Origin of the sequence: Paenibacillus sp. FSL E2-0151, assembly GCF_037993015.1 — a bacterium.
In the GTDB taxonomy this organism is placed as follows: Bacteria; Bacillota; Bacilli; order Paenibacillales; family Paenibacillaceae; genus Paenibacillus; species Paenibacillus amylolyticus.
Window position 1 is genome coordinate 3755916 of record NZ_CP150308.1, and the last position, 21761, is coordinate 3777676.

Sequence of the window (21761 nt, forward strand, 5' to 3'; positions counted from 1 at the left end):
CCTTGTTACACCACAACTAACAGTACGATAATTCCGAGAAAAATTAGCCAGCATACTGGGTGACCGAAATTTAATCCCCAGCCGACTCCGAATCTTTTCTCAACGATTAGGTTTGGATCCTTCCGATTGAAATAAATCATACCTAATAGCCATTTATCATCATCATGGACAGGTCTGAAATTGGAGCGATCTGCCGATTGCTCCAAGCGGCTTCCACCCTGACCAGCCCAAAACGATAATGCTAAGGCGTATAGGATGATAAAGGCTATTATGATTAGGACAATAGGAATAGCGAAATTGATGTTAAGCAGAGATATCATATTTAGTTGCACGACGGACAACAGGATAACTATTAAGAAGCTTGCTGTAATCATAAAACCTGACCAAGTACGGCGGAAAATTACGTCTTGTCTGATGGAGCGGTTCGGATCAGTGGGTTGAACCTGCTGCTTCACTCTGCGAATACTCCAATTCTCAAATATGAACACAAGCATTAAGAACACTTGCATTATCGTAGGCATAAACACAGAACTATAAGATTTAGCTGCATAGCCGTCTACGTTCCAACTGCTGTTGTAATGGATCGGAATCTGATCAGGAATTAGGTCGTAGTTGAGTAGCACAGTTACAATACCAACAACAATAATGAAAACATGGATGAGGAACCAGTTACTAGACAAGTTAATGTTTCTTTTCCGAAAACCAGTGTCCACTGCTATGATCGATGGTTCCAGAGCAATAGGCAGCATAGGTAGTAAACTTTTCATTTTGAAATGATAGCTAATGTTTATGACTAGGGAGATTACGACCATGGCGAGTGAATAAGTGACAATGATCCAACTTTGTTGCTTGGAATGTTCATCACCGTATATTAGGCAGATGATACAAACAATGAATAGGATGGTATGCAAGGTAGCACTAATCCTAACATATAACTTCCGCATCTGGCGCAGAGGTTCGCTGTGAAATTGTACAGCGCTGACGGTGACCCCAAAACTAATCGTCTCTCTTGTTAAATAAGGCATGCTTATCATGAGTATAATGGAAGGTACAAATACAAAGATCATTACTATAACAGGCATTATCGTCATATCTTTCGCCTCCTCTTATACATAAGTGTGTATTTGAAAACTCTATAACCTTTAGAGCATATGCGATGCATCACTATGTCTTTTTGCGTTTTAACTTAGGGTAGGTAATCGACTTGAATATAAGTTAATTATAATCGATTTTAGTGGATATATGGGTGGAATTAACATTTGTTCAGGCCAACAATGTTAATCAAAAGTTTCTTATCAAAATCCATATCTCAACGATTTCCATTCAATCAAAAGGGAATATCGCATCAGAGCTTATTTGGCTTGAAGCTCTGGTTAAAGATACAAATCTCGTCGTACCTGTACCTGTTAGAAATCTTCAAGGTGATCTGGTAACAGAAATCTTAACTGATCTTAGAGAAAATACAATCATGGTGACTATTGGATTCATGGAAGCGTACTTCAAAGAGAGCCAACAAGTAATGAAACTGAAAATTTGGCTCTCTTAATGGCGGCTCACTTAATCAATTAAAACGGTTAGTAAATTTAGAGCTTATCTCAAGTGAAGTGTTTGTTCATGTGGAAGAGTCAGCACATAAAATAGCAAATGTGATACAAAATCATAAACGTTTGCCAAGTAACTGGGGAATTATTCATTCTGACCTTCATGAGAGTAACTATGTATTTTATGACGATACTCCTCAACCTATAGATTTTTCGAATTGTGGCTATGGCTTTTATTTATTTTATTTCATCGTATAGCAAAGTAAATCAACTGGAAGAGAATTATGTCTAGTTATTTAGAAGCATTTTTTATTTGGTCAATCATTAGGACTTTCGCATTCCATTCTCTAAATCCAAATGAACAACAATCCTTAGCGGCAAATTTTCCATTAGTTATTGAAAACTATTTTAGGAAATATCTTAAAGGAGAAATTTTTTTGTTAAACTAAGGAGTAGGTTAGTGTAATTTCCCGTTTTAGATAACGTTATAATATAAACAGAGTTCAAGACATGAATACAATAAATGGAGGGGTAGGATTGAACAAATATGTGTTACATATAGTTGCAAGTGTAATTTGCATATTGTTACCTGCTATTGGTCTCTTATATGTTTTGTGGGATAGCCACCAACCCAAAATAGGACCTGTAGGAGACGGAAAACCGAATTATCCTTCAATATCTCAATGGATATCTATTAGCTCTTCTTTTATTCTTGGAGTAGTTAATTTACCTCTTTCCATAATTCGATATAGACAAAAGGCTAAAGAAGATATTAAAAGTTAATGCTTTATTGCGCTAACGTAGAAACTATAAAACATAAACTTTTAAGATTAAAGTAATGCTACAGTCTTCAAAATCGCAGAATTCGTCAAAGGAAGTACGATCGAAGAATAAAGAGGTCGAACCCGTCCGAATTTTATGGCTATCAGCCCTTCGATGGTGAAGTGCCTTCATGCACAAGATACGATCATAATCCATTAAACCGGAAGGAATATCTCTTACATATCTTGAATCACGATAAATCTGAATTAAAGCTGGAGGCGAATGAGATGCTGGAATTAGAGTTTACGACTATAGAGGAGTGGGATGAAGCATTGTGGGCGCGGATGGAGCGAATCTATCATGAGGCTTTTCAAAGCGGCGCTAAGACAAAAGCGATTCTGCGCAGTATGCTGGACCGGAAGATTGGTTATTTACACACGGGCGTGCATCATGGAGAAGTGGTTGCGATGGCTGTTACTGGACTGGAGGGGAAGGTTGCGGACCGCATCCTGATCATCGATTACCTCGCGGTTGAACAGAAGCTGCGTGGGTGGGGCATAGGGACCTGGATGCTGGAGCAGCTCAGAGCCTGGGCGTTAAGGGAACACCGGATTAAAGGTATGATTATCGAGGCGGAGTTCGGGACAACGGAGGCTCATCAGGAACGCATTCAGTTCTGGCAACGTAACGGGTTCATCCTAACCTCCTATGTCCATCAATATAGAATGGTGCCAGAGCCGTATCAGGCAATGATGCTGCCACTGGATACAAGTACGCATGTGCCTGATGATGGTGAAGCACTGTTTCGTTATATCAATGCTTTTCACAAGGTTGCTTACCGGAAGAGTTAGACCGCATTCAATGGACCTGCAGGAAATTACCGTAGAGATTAGGATGTAAAATGATCAGTTCTTGACTGCATGGTCAATAACTGATACATTAATCCCATGAGCAGACCAAGAGAATTTGATGTCGATCGTGTATTACACCAGTCTATGGAAGTGTTCTGGAATCAAGGCTTCAAAGCAACTTCTTATGAGGACCTTACGCGTACTACAGGAGTCAAAAAGCAAAGTTTGTACTGTGTTTTTAAAGACAAGCGATCGTTGTTCCTGAAGGCGCTGGCACTTTACCGTGAACAGGTTATAGCGAAACTGAAAGAGATTGAAGCCCTGGATTCGTCTCCCGTTGATAAACTGGATACCTTACGATATTCCCTTTTAGACGATGAAACTAGCTGCCAAGGGTGTCTAATTGTGAATGCATCACTCGAATTCGGAACAGATGACGAGCAGGTCACACGCGAAACTGAGCTCATGGCAGAAGAGATTCAACTGGTATTAGAGAAGATCATAAGTAGTGGCCAGAAACAACAGTTAATTTCCAACCGATATACGAGTATAGAGCTTGCATCTTATCTAAATAACACCATTCTTGGTGTGAGAGTTATGGAGAAATCAGGTTCATCCCGTGAACAGATCGAGACGGTTCTGCGTACTTCATTTGGCATGATCATGTCTTGATCTTTTTTTTGTGGAATTCTTGACTACGAAGTCAAAAATAATTGAAGGCGGATTAATACACCACGAAACCTTGAAGGAGGTGGGGCTTTTCGATAAAAATCGTGTATTGATTCATTTGGAAATAACGTCTAGCTGTTAACCAGGCTGATTGCTGTTTAACATCTCCTAGGTCAATTTATATAAAAAAAACGAAATATGTGGAGGTTATTATGAATTATTCTCAATCCGTAGAAGCATTGTTCCAACCTATAGAGTTAGGTCACTTGAAGTTATCCAATCGGATCGTGATGGCGCCGATGACGCGTCAATTTTCTCCGGACGGTATCCCGGGTTCGAATGTTGCGGGCTATTACCGCCGCAGAGCAGAGAACGCAGTGGGGCTTATAGTGACGGAAGGGACAATAATTAATCATCCGGATGCATCCAATCAAGCCAATGTGCCGCACTTTTATGGTGAAGCTGCAATGAATGGTTGGGCACATGTTGTATCTGAAGTACATGAAGCTGGCGGTCGAATTATTCCACAGATCTGGCATATGGGAGCCAAAGGTCATGTTAATGATTATTCGGAAGCTGAGATTGCTACAATCGTTCAGGAATTCGCAAAAGCAGCCTCAGAAGCGAAACGCGTTGGGTTCGATGGTGTTGAAATCCATGGAGCACACGGCTATCTGATCGACCAATTCCTGTATGAGAAAACCAACTCTCGTACGGATCGTTACGGTGGAGATATGATGGCTCGCACACGTTTTGCAGTTGAAGTGATTGAGGCTTGCCGTAAAGTAGTGGGATCGGAATTCCCTATTGTACTGCGTTTATCTCAGTGGAAGACAGATGATTATCAGGCTAAATTGGCTGAAACACCGGAATTACTGGAGCAGCTTCTCGCACCGTTAGTTCAAGCTGGAGTCGATATCTTCCACTGTTCCACACGCCGTTTCTGGGAACCGGAATTCGAAGGGTCTGATCTGAATTTTGCTGGATGGACCAAAAAACTGACTGGTAAACCGACAATCACTGTTGGATCGATTGGTCTTGATGGTGACTTTACAAGTCTATTCACAGAAGGTAAAGGCGCAAGTAACGCCAGTATCGAAGGATTGGTACAACGACTTCAGAATAATGAGTTTGATCTGGTTGCTGTAGGCCGTGCTCTTCTAGTCGACCCTGAATGGGTTAAGAAAATTCAAGAAGGACGTACTGATGATCTGGTTCCATTCACAAGAGAGGCGATGACTGTACTTACTTAATTGTAGTTATAATCCTTAAGAATATGTATTAATCAAACACACCTTCAAGATCATCTTGGAGGTGTGTTTGTAATGGCAACCAGAGTGAGTTATCCGGTGGAACTAAAGATGAACGCCATAGAGATGAGACTGGCAGAGGATGCAAAAGAAACATCGGAATAAGGTCCTCAACTTCATTATTGCTGGTTCCTTAATTTCTACATCATCACTCAACAACACCACTGCTTGGGGGGAGCTCTCCCTCCGAAAGATCAACGCTTCTCTTCACTGAATTCCCAATGCAAGTGACGATCTATTCATTAGTGCTAAGTGACAACAAGTGTTTTAGATTGTCATCAATAAATTGATTATCGGCACTGTTGATTCCACGACCGGCAAAATGGCCCCAGATCGATTGGATTGGTTTCAAGACAGCATTAGGTATACGCTTAGCTTCGTATTCATTATCGGCCGCTGTGCAGAAGAGATCCGTGCTTCCCGGCATGATACAGGCATAAGCTTTTATGCTCTGAAGTGCTTTATCAAAGTCTCCGTTATAGGAGGGGTTTGCACTGATATCTGCATGTTGTCCTGTCCATAACATAGCCAGAACATTATACGGATCCATATTCATAAAGCTATTTTCCCAAACACCAGCTACAAAATCCTCCAATGTGTCAAATCCCATCTCACGGTATAGCTCTTCTCTATAAAACGCATGTGATAGTCCCCATCCCGCATACACCCGACCAACGGCACGCATATCTGTAGAACTTAGTTGGTTTAATTTACTTGAGTCGAAGCCGACTGCGGACAGCAATGAAGCTTTCACGCCTTCCAGAACCACAAATGTGTGAGGCCAAGGTTTGGCGATGCCTCCGAAAGGTGCGATTCGTTCAACCACCTCCGGGTAACTTGCCCCCCATTGAAATGCCTGAATACCACCCATCGACCACCCGACGACGAGAGCAATCTTTTTAATACCTAATTTTTCGGTCAGCAGTTGGTGCTGGAAACGTACGTTGTCATAGATGGTTACCTGTGGAAAGTTAGCGCGATCGAATGGAGGAGGCGTGTTACTGGGAGAGGAAGAGAGTCCATTGCCCAGCAAATTGGGAACGATAATAAAATATTTCTCTGGATCCAGTGCCATCCCGCTGCCAATGAGCCATTCATTCTGAACATGCTGATCACCAAAAGCCGTTGGATAGACAATAACATTATCTTTCTGTTCATTTAATTTTCCGTAAGTTTGATAAGCGAGATAAGCGTTTGGTAACGTCATTCCTGATTGTAAGATGACATCACCCAAGTTAAAAATTTCATAATCCATCGTATAATTGCTCCCTTCAAAATGAAACACCACAGGTTCACTGTGATCTCTTGTACTCAGTATAGAGCTGTGATACTCTCAATAAAAGTGAATAGAATTCAAGATAGTATTCAATAAAATTGAAAGATGAAGGAGGGATTATTGGATGGAATTGCGTCAACTGAATACGTTTTGTACGGTTGCAAAAACATTGAATTTCACGCGGGCAGCAGAAGCGCTGAGCTACGTTCCTTCCAACGTCACGATGCAAATTAAAGCATTGGAAGATGAGCTAGGTGTTCGCCTCTTTGATCGGTTGGGCAAGCAACTCGCGCTCACAACTGCGGGTAAACGCTTTTTAACACACGCCCAAGGCGTTCTCAAAAAAATGGACGAGGCTCGTAGTGCTGTCCATGATAATGAAAAACTAAGTGGAACCTTAACGATAAGTGCGAATGAGGTTATTTGCTCCTATCGGCTTCCACCTGTCTTCCAACGGTTTCGTTCGCAGCATCCGGGAGTTCGCTTAATTTTCCGCTCAGTTCCGAATCAAGAGCTCAAGCAAACGCTCTTTGAGGGGACCACGGATATTGTTTATATGTTGGATGAACCCATTCGCTCGAGTGGACTTTCCGTGGAACCTTTGCTGGAAGAACATTTCCGATTGTTAGCTGCTCCAGATCACCCACTCGCCAAACGAACTGTGTTGCAATTGGAAGATTTTCATGATGAAGTGTTCCTGACAAATGAGAAGGGTTGTCCCTATCGGACGATGTTTGATCGGTCATTTGAGAAAGAGGGCATTGATAGCATTACATATTTAGAGTTTCAAAGTGCCGAAGCCATTAAACAATGTGCAATTTCAGGAATCGGTATTGCCTTTCTTCCTGAGATCATCGCGGAATCTGAAGTTGAACGCGGAGAACTTGTTGTCCTCCCCTGGCAAATTCCGGACTTGCAGGTATATACACAGATGTTGTGGCATAAAGACAAGTGGCTTTCACCAATGATGTTATCTTTTATAGAAGCAACCAGGGAAGTTTTTGGTTCACAGAGTGAAAATAAAACCGTATAGCTTATGTACGAGACATCAAACTCTTGAGCACAGTAAAATGCTGTTGAAAGTGAGGAGACATTATTTATGATTCCATTAGTATATGACCAGATTAACCATTGGGGAAAAGACGATGAATTTTTCCTTGCATTGTTAAAGAGATTACAAGTAGAATCTATAGCTGACCTGGGCTGTGGAACAGGAAGATGGACTACTCATCTTGTTCAGTACGGTTATAAAATTACCGCTATAGATCCCAATGAAGAAGCGATTGAAATAGCGAGAAGTAAAGATAATTCTGAAAGTGTGGAATGGATTATAGGTGATAGTGCAGATTTACAAACCAATACCTATGATGCGGTAATTATGACAGCGAATGTTGCACAGGTATTTCTTACAGATGACAGCTGGAAACGAGTAATCTCAGACGTATTCCGATCCCTAAAAATCGGGGGTCACTTTATTTTTGATACAAGAAACCCTTTGGTAAAAGTATGGGAAGAATGGGAGAAGGACAAAACTCCTGACTTAGCTAAATATAGACTAAGCGGAGATCCTTTAGAAATTTATACAGAATATGAAGGGTTTGAGGGAGATATTTACACTTTCTATGAAATTGTAAAAAATACCAAAACAGACAAAGTATTAGTTCATGAAAAAATGCAGCTGAGGTTTCGAAATCAAGAAGAATTCAATGAATCGCTGAAACAAATCGGTTTTTCAAAAATTAAAACATATGGTGATTGGGAATTCAAACAAGCAAATTCTCAGAATAGATCGTTTATTTTTCATTGTGTAAAATACTAAAATAACTACAAACATTGTTTCATTCAAATCCATTCAATGAAATTTGTTCATATATGATGAACTGGAGTATGATTGGGGAAGGCGTTGCTGATAACTATCATATAATCAATGCCATGTACAGAGTGTAATTTGATATAGGTCTAAAGCTTTTGGACCCGGCTATACAACACCATACTTCCTTGAAGGGGGACATCTGTTTTGGATGAGCAGTTTCTAGATTTATTGGCCGAGAAATATGATACGGAAGAAAAAATCATAACAGAGATCATCAACCTTGAAGCGATCTCCAATCTCCCGAAGGGAACCGAGCATTTTGTCAGTGATTTGCATGGGGAGTTTCAGGCTTTTCAGCATGTACTACGAAACGGTTCGGGTACCGTCAAAGAGAAAATCAAAGAATTATTCCGGGAGGTTTGGACGGATCAAGAGATCAATGATTTTGCGGCGTTGGTTTATTACCCTGAAGAAAAAATACAGCTGGTTATAGGGGAACTGAGCAATAAACAGGCTTTGAACCAGTGGTATAGACTAACAATTGAACACATGCTTAAGCTTATTTCTTATGCCTCTTCCAAGTATACACGCTCAAAATTGCGTAAAGCTCTGCCGGAGCAATATGTATATATTGTAGAAGAGCTTTTATACAAGACGGATTCGACCAACAATAAGGATCCTTATTACGAGGAAATATATCGGCAAATTATATCCTTGGGCCAGGCGGACAATCTCATTATCGGCCTTGCTTATACGACACAGCGCCTGGTGGTTGACCATCTTCATGTGGTTGGAGATATCTATGACCGGGGGCCGTACCCCGATAAAATTATGGATACGCTGATCAACTACCATTCTGTAGACATACAGTGGGGGAACCATGATGTCCTCTGGATCGGAGCCTACGCAGGTTCTCTAGTCTGCCTTGCGAATATTATTCGGATCTGCGCCAGATACGATAATCTGGACATCATTGAAGATGTATACGGAATCAATCTGCGCCCACTGCTAAACCTGGCGGAGAAATATTACGAAGACAATCCGTCCTTCAGACCTAAGTTACAGGCTGGACATAATGTATCGGAGCAGGAAATTCTGCAGATCACCAAAATTCACCAAGCCATTGCCATGATTCAGTTTAAACTTGAAAGCCCGATTATCAAGAGACGCCCATACTTTAATATGTCTGAAAGACTTTTGCTGGAGCAGATTGATTACGACAACAATGAAATCAACATCTGCGGTAAAACGTACCTGCTGGAAAACACCTGTTTCGCAACCGTAAATCCGCAGAAGCCCGAACAATTGCTTGAGGAAGAACGCCAGGTGATGGAAAAGCTGTTGTTTTCCGTTCAGCATTCCGAAAAGATGGCCAGACATATGAATTTTCTCATGAAAAAGGGCAGCCTTTATTTAAAATACAACGGGAATTTGTTAATCCACGGCTGTATTCCTTTGGATGAAGAAGGAAATATGGAAGAAATGCAGATTGAAGACAAGACATATGCGGGCCGTCAATTGCTTGATGTTTTTGAAGATTATTTACGTTACGCCTTTGCGCATCAGGAAGAGACAGAAGATCTGGCGACGGATATGGTATGGTACATCTGGACAGGAGAATGTTCCTCGCTCTTTGGAAAGAGAGAAATGACCACTTTTGAACGGTATTTTATCCAAGATAAAGAAGCACATAAAGAGAGAAAGAATCCGTACTACCATTTACGTGAAAATGAAGATATCTGTCGAATAATCTTGCAGGAGTTTGATTTGAATCCAGATCATGGACATGTCATTAATGGGCACACGCCAGTCAAAGAAATTAGTGGAGAGAGCCCTGTTAAAGCAAACGGAAAAATGATCGTGATTGACGGCGGTTTTTCCAAAGCCTATCAATCCACAACGGGCATTGCCGGATATACCTTGTTGTACAATTCCTTTGGCATGCAGCTCGTCGCCCACAAGAAATTTAATTCAAAAGAAGATGTGTTATGTAACGGAACGGACGTGTTATCTCTAAAAAGATTGGTGGACAAAGAACTGGCGCGGAAGCTGGTGAGGGAAACCAATGTCGGAGAAAAGCTGTTGCAGAAAATTTCAAATTTGAAGGATCTATTAGACTATCGCTACATGAAATGAAACGATTGCTAAAAGTACACATTCGGATCAACCGTTTGAGTGCAATATGACATAGACGCTCGTATTGGGCAGGGAAGTAATAATACCCTGCCTGTGCGAGCCTTTCTTTTGTAACATGCGATTTAACAACAAACTTTATGACTTACAGTTGAACTAAACGAGGATTTTCAATTGGTGGAGAGGAGGAAGATATGGACTACAATTCACGGAAGGAAGCGGTTTTTGAGACGAAACGGTTCCATAACTGTACCATAGCGGCAGGTCGTCGTCATACCGTTGCTCTTAAATCTGACGGAACAGTAATAGCTGTGGGTGATAATAAATATGGTCAATGTAAGGTAAGCGATTGGTGCCATATCGTCGCAGTTGCAGCGGGTAATGTTCATATGGCTACGAACACCGGTAATGCACATACCGTTGGTCTTAAATCTGATGGTACGGTAACTGCTATAGGTTGGAATAAGCATGACCAATGCAATGTAAGCGAATGGCGCGATATTGTAACCGTTTCGGCAGGTTGGTGCCGTACGGTTGGGGTTAAATCAGATGGCACCGTGGTTGCGGTGGGGCGAAATAATGAAGGGGAATGCAACGTGAGCAGCTGGCGCGATATTGTATCGGTCACGACGGGTGACTGGCATACAGTCGGTTTAAAAATAGACGGAACGGTAACAGCAGTTGGTAACAATAAGTATAACCAATGTAACGTAAACGACTGGGGCGACATATTGGCTGTTTCGGCGGGGTATCTTCATACAGTTGGGCTTAAATCGGATGGTACGGTATTGGCTGTGGGAAGAAATAATGAAGGTGAATGCGACGTAAGCGGATGGCGCGATATTGTAGCAGTTGCAGCGGGGAGTTATCATACTGTTGGTCTTAAGTCCGACGCTACAATGGTTGCTGTGGGTTCGAATAAACATAACCAATGTGATGTACGTGGCTGGCACGGAATTAGAGCTGTTTCGGTGGGGTGTGTCCATACGATTGGACTGAAATCGGATGATACGATGGTTGCTGTGGGTAATAATGATTATGGACAATGTGATGTAAGCGGATGGAGTAACATTCAACCATAAATAAAGGAATTTTATATCGAGGGACAAGATCATGGTCCAATTGAAGTCGCTATTTTAGCGGCTTTTTTGTTTTATCAGGTACAAGTTTTATTCCCAAGTCAAGGACAAGAACATGGTCCGATTACCAATCAGCGTATAAATAATCGATTCTTCTCTCCATAAATTCATTGATCTAACGAGAGAGATAGTCCATATAGGGTAGGGGGGTATAAAAATATGTTGACTAATATAGGGTAGGGGGGTATTGTATTGTACAAGAGCTTGATGAGACCTGAAAAACTGGCCTCGAGAGTTTAGCCCATCGTTTAGGTCAAACTAAACCAAAAAATCACCCACAAGAAGGGACGAAATAAGATGAAAAACATTGTTTTGAATGTACAAGGTATGAGCTGCCAACATTGTGTAAACTCCATCGAAGGTGCTCTGAAAGAAATTGGAGTGAGTGGCAAGTTGAACCTCAGTGATGATTCGGTTGAAGCGACGTATGATGAAAATCAAGTCTCCTTGGAGCAAATTAAAGAAGTTATTGAAGAGCAAGGCTACGAAGTAGCGTAAGTAATGGACGATGAGGGGAGTGAGTTATTGTGGCAACAGCAGCGGCTCAGACAAAACAGTCGAGTATACAAATTACAGGTATGACCTGTGCAGCTTGTGCAAACAAAATTGAAAAAGGCCTCGGTAAGATGGACGGGGTCACATCAGCAAATGTTAACTTTGCTTTGGAAAAGGCGAGTGTAACGTATGATCCCACGAAAGTGGAAATGAAAGAACTTGAGGAAAAAATCAAAAAACTTGGATATGGTTCCGTATCAGAGGTTGCGCAATTCAATCTTGAAGGCATGACCTGTGCAGCATGTGCGAACAAAATTGAAAAGGGCCTGAACAAATTGCCCGGCGTGACTAACGCTTCAGTAAACTTCGCCATGGAAACGGCTCGAGTTGAATTTTCTCCTGGTGAAGTTTCCATCGAAGACATGAAAGACAAGGTAAGAAAACTCGGTTATACAGCGATCAGCAAAGCAGACGGTTCCAGTGGTGGTGCAAGTGAGCATCGTGCTAAAGAACTGAGCAAACAAAAACGGAAATTACTGATTTCGGCAATTCTTTCCTTGCCGTTGTTGTGGACTATGGTAGGTCACTTCTCGTTCACTTCATGGATCTATGTACCGGAATTGTTTATGAATCCGTGGTTCCAACTAATTCTGGCTACACCAGTACAATTTTATATTGGTAGACAGTTCTATGTGGGTGCGTATAAGGCTCTCCGGAATGGGAGTGCGAATATGGATGTGTTGGTATCACTTGGCACCTCTGCAGCGTACTTCTACAGTTTATATTTGACCATTCAATGGTCAAGTATGGCTGACGGGATGCATCATGGTCCATCCCTGTATTATGAAACGAGTGCGGTCCTTATTACTTTGGTTCTTATGGGTAAATTGTTTGAATCACTTGCGAAAGGCCGAACATCAGAGGCAATTAAATCACTGATGAGTCTGCAGGCGAAGACGGCATTAGTGGTTCGGGATGGCAAAGAACTTACCATTCCAGTGGATGAAGTCATTGTAGGAGATGTTGTCCTTATTCGCCCAGGAGATAAAGTTCCTGTAGACGGAGAGGTGCTGGAAGGGTTCTCATCTGTAGATGAATCCATGCTTACGGGTGAAAGCCTTCCAGTAGAGAAAAAAGTCGGAGATGCTGTGATTGGAGCTACGATTAATAAAAACGGTATTCTTCGGATCAAAGCAACCAAAGTAGGTAAAGAAACCGCTCTTGCACAAATTATTAAGGTTGTTGAAGAAGCTCAGGGATCAAAAGCACCAATTCAGCGGGTAGCCGATGTGATCTCGGGCATATTCGTCCCGATCGTTGTAGGGATTGCAATAGTTGCTTTTGTGGTTTGGTACTTCTGGGTTACACCAGGCGATTTTGCAGGTTCGTTAGAAAAAGCAATTGCGATTCTTGTTATCGCATGTCCTTGTGCACTTGGACTTGCAACCCCAACATCCATTATGGCGGGGTCTGGTCGTTCGGCTGAACTAGGGGTGTTGTTCAAAGGCGGGGAACATCTGGAACAGACACATAAAATTGATGCGATCCTTCTGGATAAAACCGGTACTGTTACAAAAGGTAAACCTGAATTGACTGACGTCGTCGCTCTTGGCAATGAAAATGAATTCCTGAAACTTGTTGGAGCTGCAGAGAAAAATTCTGAGCATCCACTTGCAGAAGCCATCGTTGTAGGCATCCAGGAACGAAATATCGAACTACCAGGAACTCAATCCTTTGAAGCATTTCCGGGTTTCGGAATCCAAGCAATGGTTGAAGGTAAACAACTGCTCGTGGGTACACGTCGACTGATGGAAAAGTATAATATCGATGCAAAAGCAGCTTATCATTCGATGTCACGTTTGGAAGAAGCGGGGAAAACTGCGATGCTGGTTGCCATTGATGGTCAATATGCAGGTATGGTCGCTGTGGCAGACACAATTAAAGAAACGTCGAAAGCTGCAGTGAGCCGTCTGAAAGAAATGGGCATTCAGGTCATTATGATTACAGGTGACAATGAACGGACGGCAAAAGCCATCGCTGCTCAAGTAGGTATTGACCACGTTCGTGCAGAGGTCTTGCCTGAAGGAAAAGCGGAAGAAGTTAAAAAACTTCAGTCTCAAGGTAAAAAAGTGGCCATGGTTGGCGATGGTATCAATGATGCACCGGCTTTGGCAACTGCAGATATTGGTATGGCGATTGGTACGGGGACAGATGTAGCGATGGAAGCAGCTGATGTAACACTCATGCGCGGCGATCTATCCAGTATTCCTGATGCTATATACATGAGTCGTAAGACCATGCGCAACATTAAGCAAAACTTGTTCTGGGCACTTGGTTACAACACTTTAGGCATCCCTATTGCAGCTATCGGTCTGTTAGCACCATGGGTTGCAGGCGCAGCGATGGCCTTGAGTTCGGTATCCGTCGTTCTGAACGCCCTGCGATTGCAACGCGTAAAAGTACGTCACTAGTCAAAGTACTAGAATAGGAGCGAACAAAATGATGAGGAGGAGTAAAAAAATCATGCTAATGTTAACCGGTGTTTTAGCTTTCGGTGTGTTGTCTGCTTGCGGAACCCCTAAAGAAAGTGCACATACAGATGGACATGGTGGTATGAATCATACTGAGATGAATTCTGAAACTGAAGGTGCGAGTCATGATCATGCAGGGCCTCACGCTGATTCAACAGCAAGTAGCCCTAAAGCCTCGTTCTCCTTTGCATCAGATGTGAAGGCCAATGAAAATTCGCATCTGACAATCCAAATCACGGACGCCGATGGAAATCCGGTTAATGAATTTGAAATGGGCCACGAAAAACGAATGCACCTTATCGTAGTGAGTAAAGATCTTTCTTACTTTAATCACATTCATCCTGATTATAAAGGCGATGGAAAGTTTGCGATTGAAACTTCATTTCCAGCCGGTGGCGAATACAAAATCCTTGCCGACTTTGTTCCAAAAGGTGGAGCGAGTACTACACTCAGTGAATGGGTGAACGTTGGAGGTCCAGAAAAAGCCCAAGAGCCTGTTCAAGCGGATTCCGACCTTATAAAAGAAGTGGATGGTAAAAAAATCGAACTTTCATTGAGTACCAAAAAGGCCAACAACGACGTAAATCTGACCTTTAATATCATGGATGCGTCAACGAACGAAGGGATTAATAATCTTGAACAATACCTCGGTGCTGTAGGTCATGTTGTTATCCTTTCTGAGGATGCAGAGCAATATCTGCATGTTCATCCAACAGAGGAAAAGGCAACAGGTCCAAAAGCGGAATTTATGACCTCCTTCCCGCATAGCGGAATCTATAAAATCTGGGGCCAATTCCAACATGATGGGGAAGTCTTTACAGTACCTTTTGTCGTAGATGTAAAGTGAGTAGAGAGGTATGAGCATGGGAGATCAAATTAAAATAGCGATTAGTCCAGCAATCCAACTTGGTGGAAGCTTATTCACTCCAGAGCAACTAGTTAAAATTGGCGAGATTATTGGTCCCGATTCAAAAGTGGAAATGACACCTTTTAAGCAACTCTACGCAGAAGTATCGATTGAACAACGAGATCATATCACAAATGAACTTGAGGATCACGGTCTTGAAATAAACCCTGCAGGATTTGTAACCAAAAGTCTGATCGCTTGCAACTTTTGTAGAGGTGCAGAAGAAGCAGGCATGGAAACAGCCAAAAATTTAAATCAGGCCATTTCCGGTATCGATACGCCTACACCACTCAAGATTGGATATGCTGGATGCGCCTTAGGCACAAGTGAACCGTTGATTAAGGATATTGGGATCGTAAAGATGCGCGATAAGTTCAATGTTTATGTTGGTGGCGAGTCGAAGGGGCTTAAACCCTCCTTCGCCAAGCTGCTACATTCCGGATTAACGGAGGATCAGCTTATTCCTTTCGTTACCGCAATTATTGATTATTATAAGATGCATGCAAAAGGCAAAGAAAAGTTCAGCAAATTCGTTAATCGAATGACACTGGAAAACTTGAAGTCTAAGACGCTTGAAAGGGGGTGAAAACAGTGAAAGAAGCAACTGTAAAAATTCAAGGTATGTCTTGCCGTTCTTGTGTATCTAAAATTGAAGGTGCAATTAGCGCTCTTGGCGCTGAAGGCCACGTTAATTTTGAACAAGGAACAGTAGAACTTCGATTTGACGAATCTAAAGTTCAAATCGCTGAAATTGAAGAAGCGATCCGTAAAAAAGGATATAACATCGGAGCGTAATATATATTGAAATACAAGGGAGAGTAATTGGGCATGACGGAATCCATTCAGATTTATTCAATCCCAACCTGCAGCGATTGCAATTATGCTAAACGTTACTTTAAAGAGCATGAGCTTCCCTATACGGATTACAATTGTGAAGAAGATGCCAAGTACGCTGAGGAAGTCTGGAAGTTGACTGGAAAACAGGTTGTTCCAACCATTGTCATTGGAGATAAGGTGTTTGTAGGCTTTGCCGAAAATCTAACTGAAATCAGCGAGTTAGTTAAATAACTGTTAGGACCCCGGTCAACTTCCGTCCGGGGTTATTCTTAATAAAAATATACCTTTGACTGATATATCTTTGTAGGAGTGGAGGGTATAATATGCTTACAAAATGCAGTAGATGGTTGCCCAACCGATTCAATCTTGGTTGATGACAAGCCGTTCTCTTAGCACGTACCATGATACTTCTTGCTCCCTTTACATAGGGTAGGGGGGGATGGTAATGTGTAATAAAGGAGTTGATCTACATGGATGATACGATACTTGAGGACGCCTCATGTGACCATACATCTTCAAACGAGCGGAAAAGCCATCATTCGGAGAGTACAAAGCGAAAATTAATTAGCCGGTTGAATCGGATTGAAGGGCAAGTGCGTGGAGTAAAAGGAATGATTGAGAAGGATACGTATTGTGATGACGTGTTGCACCAAATTGCCTCCATTCAATCCGCGTTGAATGGGGTAGGAAAGCAGCTTTTGGAACATCATATGAAAAGCTGTGTCATTGAACGCATTTCAGAAGGCGATCACAACGTTTTGGATGAACTGATGATCACTGTAAATAAGTTAATTAAGTAAGCTAGGATAGGGGAGATATCCTCTTGTTTTATTCAGGCAAATGCCCCATCAGTACTTCAAATGACCATATTGACAAATCTAACACCTTCCACTAAGATAATCGTACAAGTAAATAATGAATATAATCAGGATTGTTACTGATCAGCAGGCAAGACCGATTAATATGCAAACATGTAGAGTATAATTACCATGTGTGCACTATTAATGGTCTTTTTTATTTGCTAAATTCTGTTAACGTTTCATTTTAAAAGGAGATTCGTATGAAAATCACGCGAATTATTAATAATAATGTCGTCTGCGCTGTAAATGAGAGACGCCAGGAAATGATGCTTCTAGGAAGTGGCATTGGTTTTCAGAAGAAAAAAGGAGACGATGTGGACACAGAGAAGATTGAGAAAGAATTTTTCCTGAAGTCCAAAAATGTAACTGGCAAATTATATGCCCTGCTCGCGCAGATTCCGATGGAGTACATCCGTGTGTCCGATAGTATTATTCAATATGCCAAGCAGTCCTTGGATAAAGAGCTGAATGAAAATATATATTTGACGCTAACAGACCATATTAACTTCGCCGTATCACGCTATAAACAGGGAATGAACTTCAACAATGCGTTATTGTCTGAAATTAAAGCATTCTACGCCAATGAGTATCGAGTGGCTTTGAAGGCTTTGGATATGATTAATCAAGAATTCAACATTACGTTGCCTGAAGATGAGGCCGGCTTTATTGCGCTTCATATCGTCAATGCAGAGCTCGGATCTGAAATGGAAGATACCATGAAGATGACACAATTGATTCAAAAGGTCTTAAATATTATTCGTTATCAGTTCAAAATTCACTTTAACGAAAGCTCCCTTCACTACTCCAGACTGATCACGCATCTAAAGTTTTTTGCCTATCGTCTGTTTAACAATACGGTGATGAAAAGTAATGATAACGATTTCCTCAATATTATTAAAGAAAAATATAAGCTAGAGTACCAATGTAGTCTAAGAATTGCGCAGTTGATTCGGGTAGACTATGGGAAAGAATTAACCGAAGACGAATTGGTGTATTTAACTGTTCATATCAAAAGGGTGACTGATGAAGAAAGGGATTGACCCATCATCGCTCCATAATGACTATACTAGGATTGTTACTGGTGATGCAGGCAAGACCTAGAGTTCCATCGTGTATAGAGCATATCTATATTCGATAGAACTCTAGGTCTTTTTTTGTAGAATAATGCATTGAAGGGGGAACAAAAATGAAACATGAACAAACGGCTACCGACATTCTAAAACTTGTTGGTGGTGAAAAAAACATTGAAAGTGTTACACACTGTGCTACCAGGCTGCGCTTTAACTTAAAAGACGAGTCGATTGCAAACAACGAAGCACTGAAAAACGTACAAGGAGTTGTGGGCGTTGCCAGTAGTGGAGGTCAGTATCAGGTCATTATTGGTAATGAGGTCAACAACGTCTATAAAGCCCTTGCGCAGCTAGGGAACTTTACAAGCAAGAATGATGCTCCAACTGTGAAAAAAGGAAAAGTTTCTACTGTTCTGGACACGATTTCCGGAATCTTTACACCCATCCTACCGGCGATGATCGGTTGTGCCATGATTAAGGCAGTTCTTCTTATTTTGAAAACCTTTGATCTCGTTGACCTTGACGGTCAATTTAATACGATTATGACTTTCGTCGGGGATGCGGCTTATTACTTCTTGCCAATGCTGCTCGCTTGGAGTGCTGCTGTTAAACTTAAAGCTAATGTGGGTTTTGCGTTAACCATTGCGGGTATCTTGTTACATCCTAGCTTTTCGGCATTGATGTCTGCAGGTGAGCCTGTTACGTTCTTGGGTCTGCCTGTCACACAAGCGACGTATTCTTCTTCCGTTATTCCAATTATTCTAGCTGTATGGATCCTGTCATATGTGGAACGATTTGCTGAAAAGTATTCTCCTTCCGTGATCAAATCCATTTTGAAACCTTTAGTTGTAATCCTTGTTATGGCGCCTCTAACATTAATTATTCTAGGACCATTGGGTGCGATTGCCGGTAACTACCTTGCTTCTGCTGTATCCTATGTCAATACACACGCAGGATGGTTAGTGTCTGGTATTATCGGCGGGGCATTCCCATTCCTGATTCTGACGGGGATGCACTATAGTTTGGGACCCGTTGTCCTCACTGCTTATGCACAGACAAAAACCGATGGCATTGTTGGCCCAGGTATGCTCGTACACAATATAGCTCAAGGTGCAGCTGCGCTCGCGGTCGCATTAAGAACCAAAAATAAAGCATTTAAACAAGTTGCTTACTCTACTAGCGTAACTGCGCTGTTAGGAATTAGCGAACCTGCATTGTTTGGTGTAAATCTACGGTTAAAAAAACCACTGATCGCTGTTGTCATTGGTGGTATTGTAGGCGGAATATACGTTGGCTTGTTCGGTGTAGCTCGATCTGCTCTAGGCATTGCCGGCTTGGCTACGTTACCAGCATTTATCACAGATAATCCATGGAACCTAATCCATGCAGCAATTGGTCTGGTCATTGGCTTTGTTGTTACCTTCTTGATGACGCTTATTTTAGGATTTGAAGATGTGCCTGAGGATGGAGAGGATCAACGAACACCAGCCAATTCATCTTCAACAAACCGTGTGCCTGTTGTTAGTGATTCTGAACATGTGCTCATAGCACCAATGACTGGTCGAGTTCTAGAGTTATCAACAATAAAGGACGAAGCCTTTGCAACTGGAGCTATGGGAAAAGGGATCGCCATTGAACCTACGATTGGAAAGCTTGTTTCACCAGCCGATGGTGTCATATCCGCGGTATTCCCTACCTTCCACGCAATGGGTATTAGCTCGAATAATGGCGCTGAACTCCTCGTTCATATCGGCATGAACACGGTGAAGCTGAAAGGTGAACATTTCAAGGTGCATGTACAAGAAGGTGATGAAGTAAAAGCTGGGGATTTACTTATCGAATTCGATACAGATGCAATAGCCGCCAAAGGTTATGATCTGACTACACCTATTATTGTTACGAATTCAGATGACTTTACAGATGTAATTGGTATAGATAAACCATCGATTACGATCGGGGAAAAACTAATTAAGATCATATAAGGAGGAATTTCCAATGAAGAACACAACCGTATTCCCAGACTCTTTTATGTGGGGCGGCGCAACAGCGGCGAATCAATACGAGGGTGCCTGGAACATTGATGGTAAAAAAGCAAGTACAGCAGATATGATGACGGGTGGAACGCATACTATTCCAAGACGGATCACTAAACACATTGAGGAAGGTGTAAACTATCCTTCCCATGAGGCAGTAGACTTTTACCATCATTACAAAGAAGATATCCGTCTGTTTGCAGAGATGGGCTTTCGATGCTTCAGAATGTCCATTGCTTGGTCCAGAATATTCCCCAACGGGGACGATGTAACGCCAAATGAAGCAGGACTTCAATTTTACGACAAGGTGTTCAGTGAACTGAAAAAGTATAATATTGAACCTATCGTTACGATCTCACATTACGAAGCTCCGTTTGCGCTAACTGAGAAATTCAATGCTTGGGCTTCCAGAGAAATGATCGATTGCTACGTACGGTATTGTGAGACCATTTTCACCCGTTACAAGGATGTCGTGAAGTACTGGATTACATTTAATGAGATCAATAGTTTAATTGTTCCAGCAGGAGCATATATAGCAGGGGCATTATTAGTTGATGATAGTGGTGTATTTAACAATACGGTTGTGGATAGTACGCAATTAAGATTCCAGGCTTTACATCATCAATTTATAGCAAGTGCAAAAGCAGTCAAGCTTGCTCATGAAATTAATCCGGCGTTCCAAATCGGTTGTATGATTAATTATAGTCATGGTTACGGAAGTACATGTAAACCGGAAGATATGTTGAAGGCTCTGAGAATGGATCAGATTAACAATATGCTGAGCAGCGACGTGCAAGTTAGAGGGGAATACCCTGACTTTGCCAAGAGATATTTTAATGAGAACAATATTCAGATTGAGATGGCAGAAGAGGACGTAGAAGTGCTAAAACAAGGCTGTGTTGATTTCTATAGCTTCAGCTACTACAAGTCTCATGTAGTGGGTACCCGCCCAGAAGGTGATGAGACCCAGGGGAATGTCTTTGGTGGATTCAAAAATCCTTATTTGAAGGCAAATGATTGGGGATGGCAAATCGATCCAGTTGGACTTCGTTACGTCCTCAATCATGTGTACGATCGGTATAGAATCCCTATAATGATCGTTGAAAATGGTCTAGGAGCGGTTGATGTCATAAAAGAGGATGGCTCTATCCATGATACGTATAGGATCAATTTCCTGCGAGATCATATCGAACAAATGAGAGAAGCTATCCTCGATGGCGTTAATCTTATCGGCTACACGGCTTGGGGTTGCATCGACATCGTTAGTGCCTCAACTGGCGAAATGGAGAAACGCTACGGATTCATTTATGTAGATAAGGATAACGAGGGCAGAGGTACCCTGAAAAGAAGTAAAAAGGACAGTTTCCACTGGTATAAAAAGGTGATTGAATCCAACGGGGAAAGATTGGATTTGGAAATATAATTTGCAATCGAACGAAAGATGATCCAATCTTTAAATCCTATCAAATAGACCAAGTACTTATCACTTTGTGAGACAAGTACTTGGTTTTTTGTGCATCAATAATAAAACTAA

21 protein-coding genes are annotated in these 21761 nt (G+C 41.8%); 19 read left to right on the forward strand and 2 right to left on the reverse strand.

Features of this window, described 5'->3' with window-relative positions; translation table 11 throughout:
* Window positions 1-5: 5 nt before the first annotated feature.
* Window positions 6-1091, reverse strand: a complete 1086-nt coding sequence (locus tag MHI55_RS16960; protein WP_340386386.1) for a DUF5808 domain-containing protein — start codon at window positions 1089-1091, stop codon at window positions 6-8.
* 143 nt (window positions 1092-1234) lie between these two features.
* On the opposite strand from MHI55_RS16960, the gene MHI55_RS16965 reads away from it, so the two are divergent.
* From MHI55_RS16965 to MHI55_RS16985, 5 genes are all read left to right on the forward strand, one after another.
* Window positions 1235-1546, forward strand: a complete 312-nt coding sequence (locus tag MHI55_RS16965) for a hypothetical protein (RefSeq protein WP_340386388.1) — start codon at window positions 1235-1237, stop codon at window positions 1544-1546.
* A gap of 532 nt (window positions 1547-2078) precedes the next feature.
* Window positions 2079-2324 carry a hypothetical protein gene (locus tag MHI55_RS16970; protein ID WP_081746010.1) on the forward strand — a complete coding sequence of 82 codons (246 nt, stop codon included), beginning with the start codon at window positions 2079-2081 and terminating at the stop codon, window positions 2322-2324.
* Window positions 2325-2590: 266 nt separating this feature from the next.
* Window positions 2591-3154, forward strand: a complete 564-nt coding sequence (locus MHI55_RS16975) for a GNAT family N-acetyltransferase (RefSeq protein WP_101313857.1) — start codon at window positions 2591-2593, stop codon at window positions 3152-3154.
* Window positions 3155-3250: 96 nt separating this feature from the next.
* Complete coding sequence (locus MHI55_RS16980) at window positions 3251-3826, forward strand: TetR/AcrR family transcriptional regulator (RefSeq protein WP_340386390.1); 576 nt, start codon at window positions 3251-3253, stop codon at window positions 3824-3826.
* 209 nt (window positions 3827-4035) lie between these two features.
* On the forward strand, window positions 4036-5076 hold the full coding sequence (locus tag MHI55_RS16985) for an NADH:flavin oxidoreductase (RefSeq protein WP_340386392.1): 1041 nt from the start codon (window positions 4036-4038) through the stop codon (window positions 5074-5076).
* Window positions 5077-5368: 292 nt separating this feature from the next.
* Here MHI55_RS16985 and MHI55_RS16990 read toward each other — a convergent pair whose 3' ends face one another.
* Complete coding sequence (locus MHI55_RS16990; protein ID WP_340386394.1) at window positions 5369-6388, reverse strand: alpha/beta fold hydrolase; 1020 nt, start codon at window positions 6386-6388, stop codon at window positions 5369-5371.
* Window positions 6389-6533: 145 nt separating this feature from the next.
* Here MHI55_RS16990 and MHI55_RS16995 point away from each other — a divergent pair, with 145 nt between their 5' ends.
* From MHI55_RS16995 to MHI55_RS17060, 14 genes are all read left to right on the forward strand, one after another.
* A complete protein-coding gene (locus MHI55_RS16995; protein ID WP_340386396.1) occupies window positions 6534-7442 on the forward strand; it encodes a LysR family transcriptional regulator in 909 nt (302 codons plus the stop codon).
* Window positions 7443-7508: 66 nt separating this feature from the next.
* Entirely contained in the window at window positions 7509-8228 is a 720-nt protein-coding gene (locus MHI55_RS17000) for a class I SAM-dependent methyltransferase (RefSeq protein WP_340386398.1), read from the forward strand.
* A 198-nt stretch (window positions 8229-8426) separates the two neighbouring features.
* Complete coding sequence (locus tag MHI55_RS17005; RefSeq protein WP_340386400.1) at window positions 8427-10358, forward strand: fructose-1,6-bisphosphatase; 1932 nt, start codon at window positions 8427-8429, stop codon at window positions 10356-10358.
* 191 nt (window positions 10359-10549) lie between these two features.
* Entirely contained in the window at window positions 10550-11437 is an 888-nt protein-coding gene (locus tag MHI55_RS17010; protein WP_340386403.1) for a chromosome condensation regulator, read from the forward strand.
* 354 nt (window positions 11438-11791) lie between these two features.
* Window positions 11792-11992 carry a cation transporter gene (locus MHI55_RS17015; RefSeq protein ID WP_340386405.1) on the forward strand — a complete coding sequence of 67 codons (201 nt, stop codon included), beginning with the start codon at window positions 11792-11794 and terminating at the stop codon, window positions 11990-11992.
* 29 nt (window positions 11993-12021) lie between these two features.
* The gene (locus MHI55_RS17020; protein WP_340386407.1) at window positions 12022-14460 is read left to right on the forward strand and encodes a heavy metal translocating P-type ATPase; all 2439 of its coding nucleotides are present in this window, start codon (window positions 12022-12024) and stop codon (window positions 14458-14460) included.
* 52 nt (window positions 14461-14512) lie between these two features.
* Window positions 14513-15367, forward strand: coding sequence for a hypothetical protein (locus tag MHI55_RS17025; RefSeq protein WP_340386409.1), 855 nt, complete (start codon window positions 14513-14515; stop codon window positions 15365-15367).
* Window positions 15368-15383: 16 nt separating this feature from the next.
* Entirely contained in the window at window positions 15384-16013 is a 630-nt protein-coding gene (locus tag MHI55_RS17030) for a nitrite reductase (RefSeq protein WP_340386411.1), read from the forward strand.
* Window positions 16014-16018: 5 nt separating this feature from the next.
* A complete protein-coding gene (locus tag MHI55_RS17035) occupies window positions 16019-16222 on the forward strand; it encodes a heavy metal-associated domain-containing protein (RefSeq protein WP_074095289.1) in 204 nt (67 codons plus the stop codon).
* Between the two features lie 33 nt (window positions 16223-16255).
* Window positions 16256-16495 (forward strand): glutaredoxin family protein, encoded by a 240-nt coding sequence (locus MHI55_RS17040; protein WP_074095290.1) that lies wholly within the window; start codon window positions 16256-16258, stop codon window positions 16493-16495.
* A gap of 239 nt (window positions 16496-16734) precedes the next feature.
* Window positions 16735-17064, forward strand: a complete 330-nt coding sequence (locus MHI55_RS17045; protein WP_076250548.1) for a metal-sensitive transcriptional regulator — start codon at window positions 16735-16737, stop codon at window positions 17062-17064.
* A 260-nt stretch (window positions 17065-17324) separates the two neighbouring features.
* Complete coding sequence (locus tag MHI55_RS17050; RefSeq protein WP_076250546.1) at window positions 17325-18164, forward strand: PRD domain-containing protein; 840 nt, start codon at window positions 17325-17327, stop codon at window positions 18162-18164.
* A gap of 146 nt (window positions 18165-18310) precedes the next feature.
* A complete protein-coding gene (locus MHI55_RS17055) occupies window positions 18311-20176 on the forward strand; it encodes a beta-glucoside-specific PTS transporter subunit IIABC (RefSeq protein WP_339187007.1) in 1866 nt (621 codons plus the stop codon).
* A 13-nt stretch (window positions 20177-20189) separates the two neighbouring features.
* On the forward strand, window positions 20190-21650 hold the full coding sequence (locus tag MHI55_RS17060) for a glycoside hydrolase family 1 protein (protein ID WP_340386413.1): 1461 nt from the start codon (window positions 20190-20192) through the stop codon (window positions 21648-21650).
* Window positions 21651-21761: the final 111 nt, after the last annotated feature.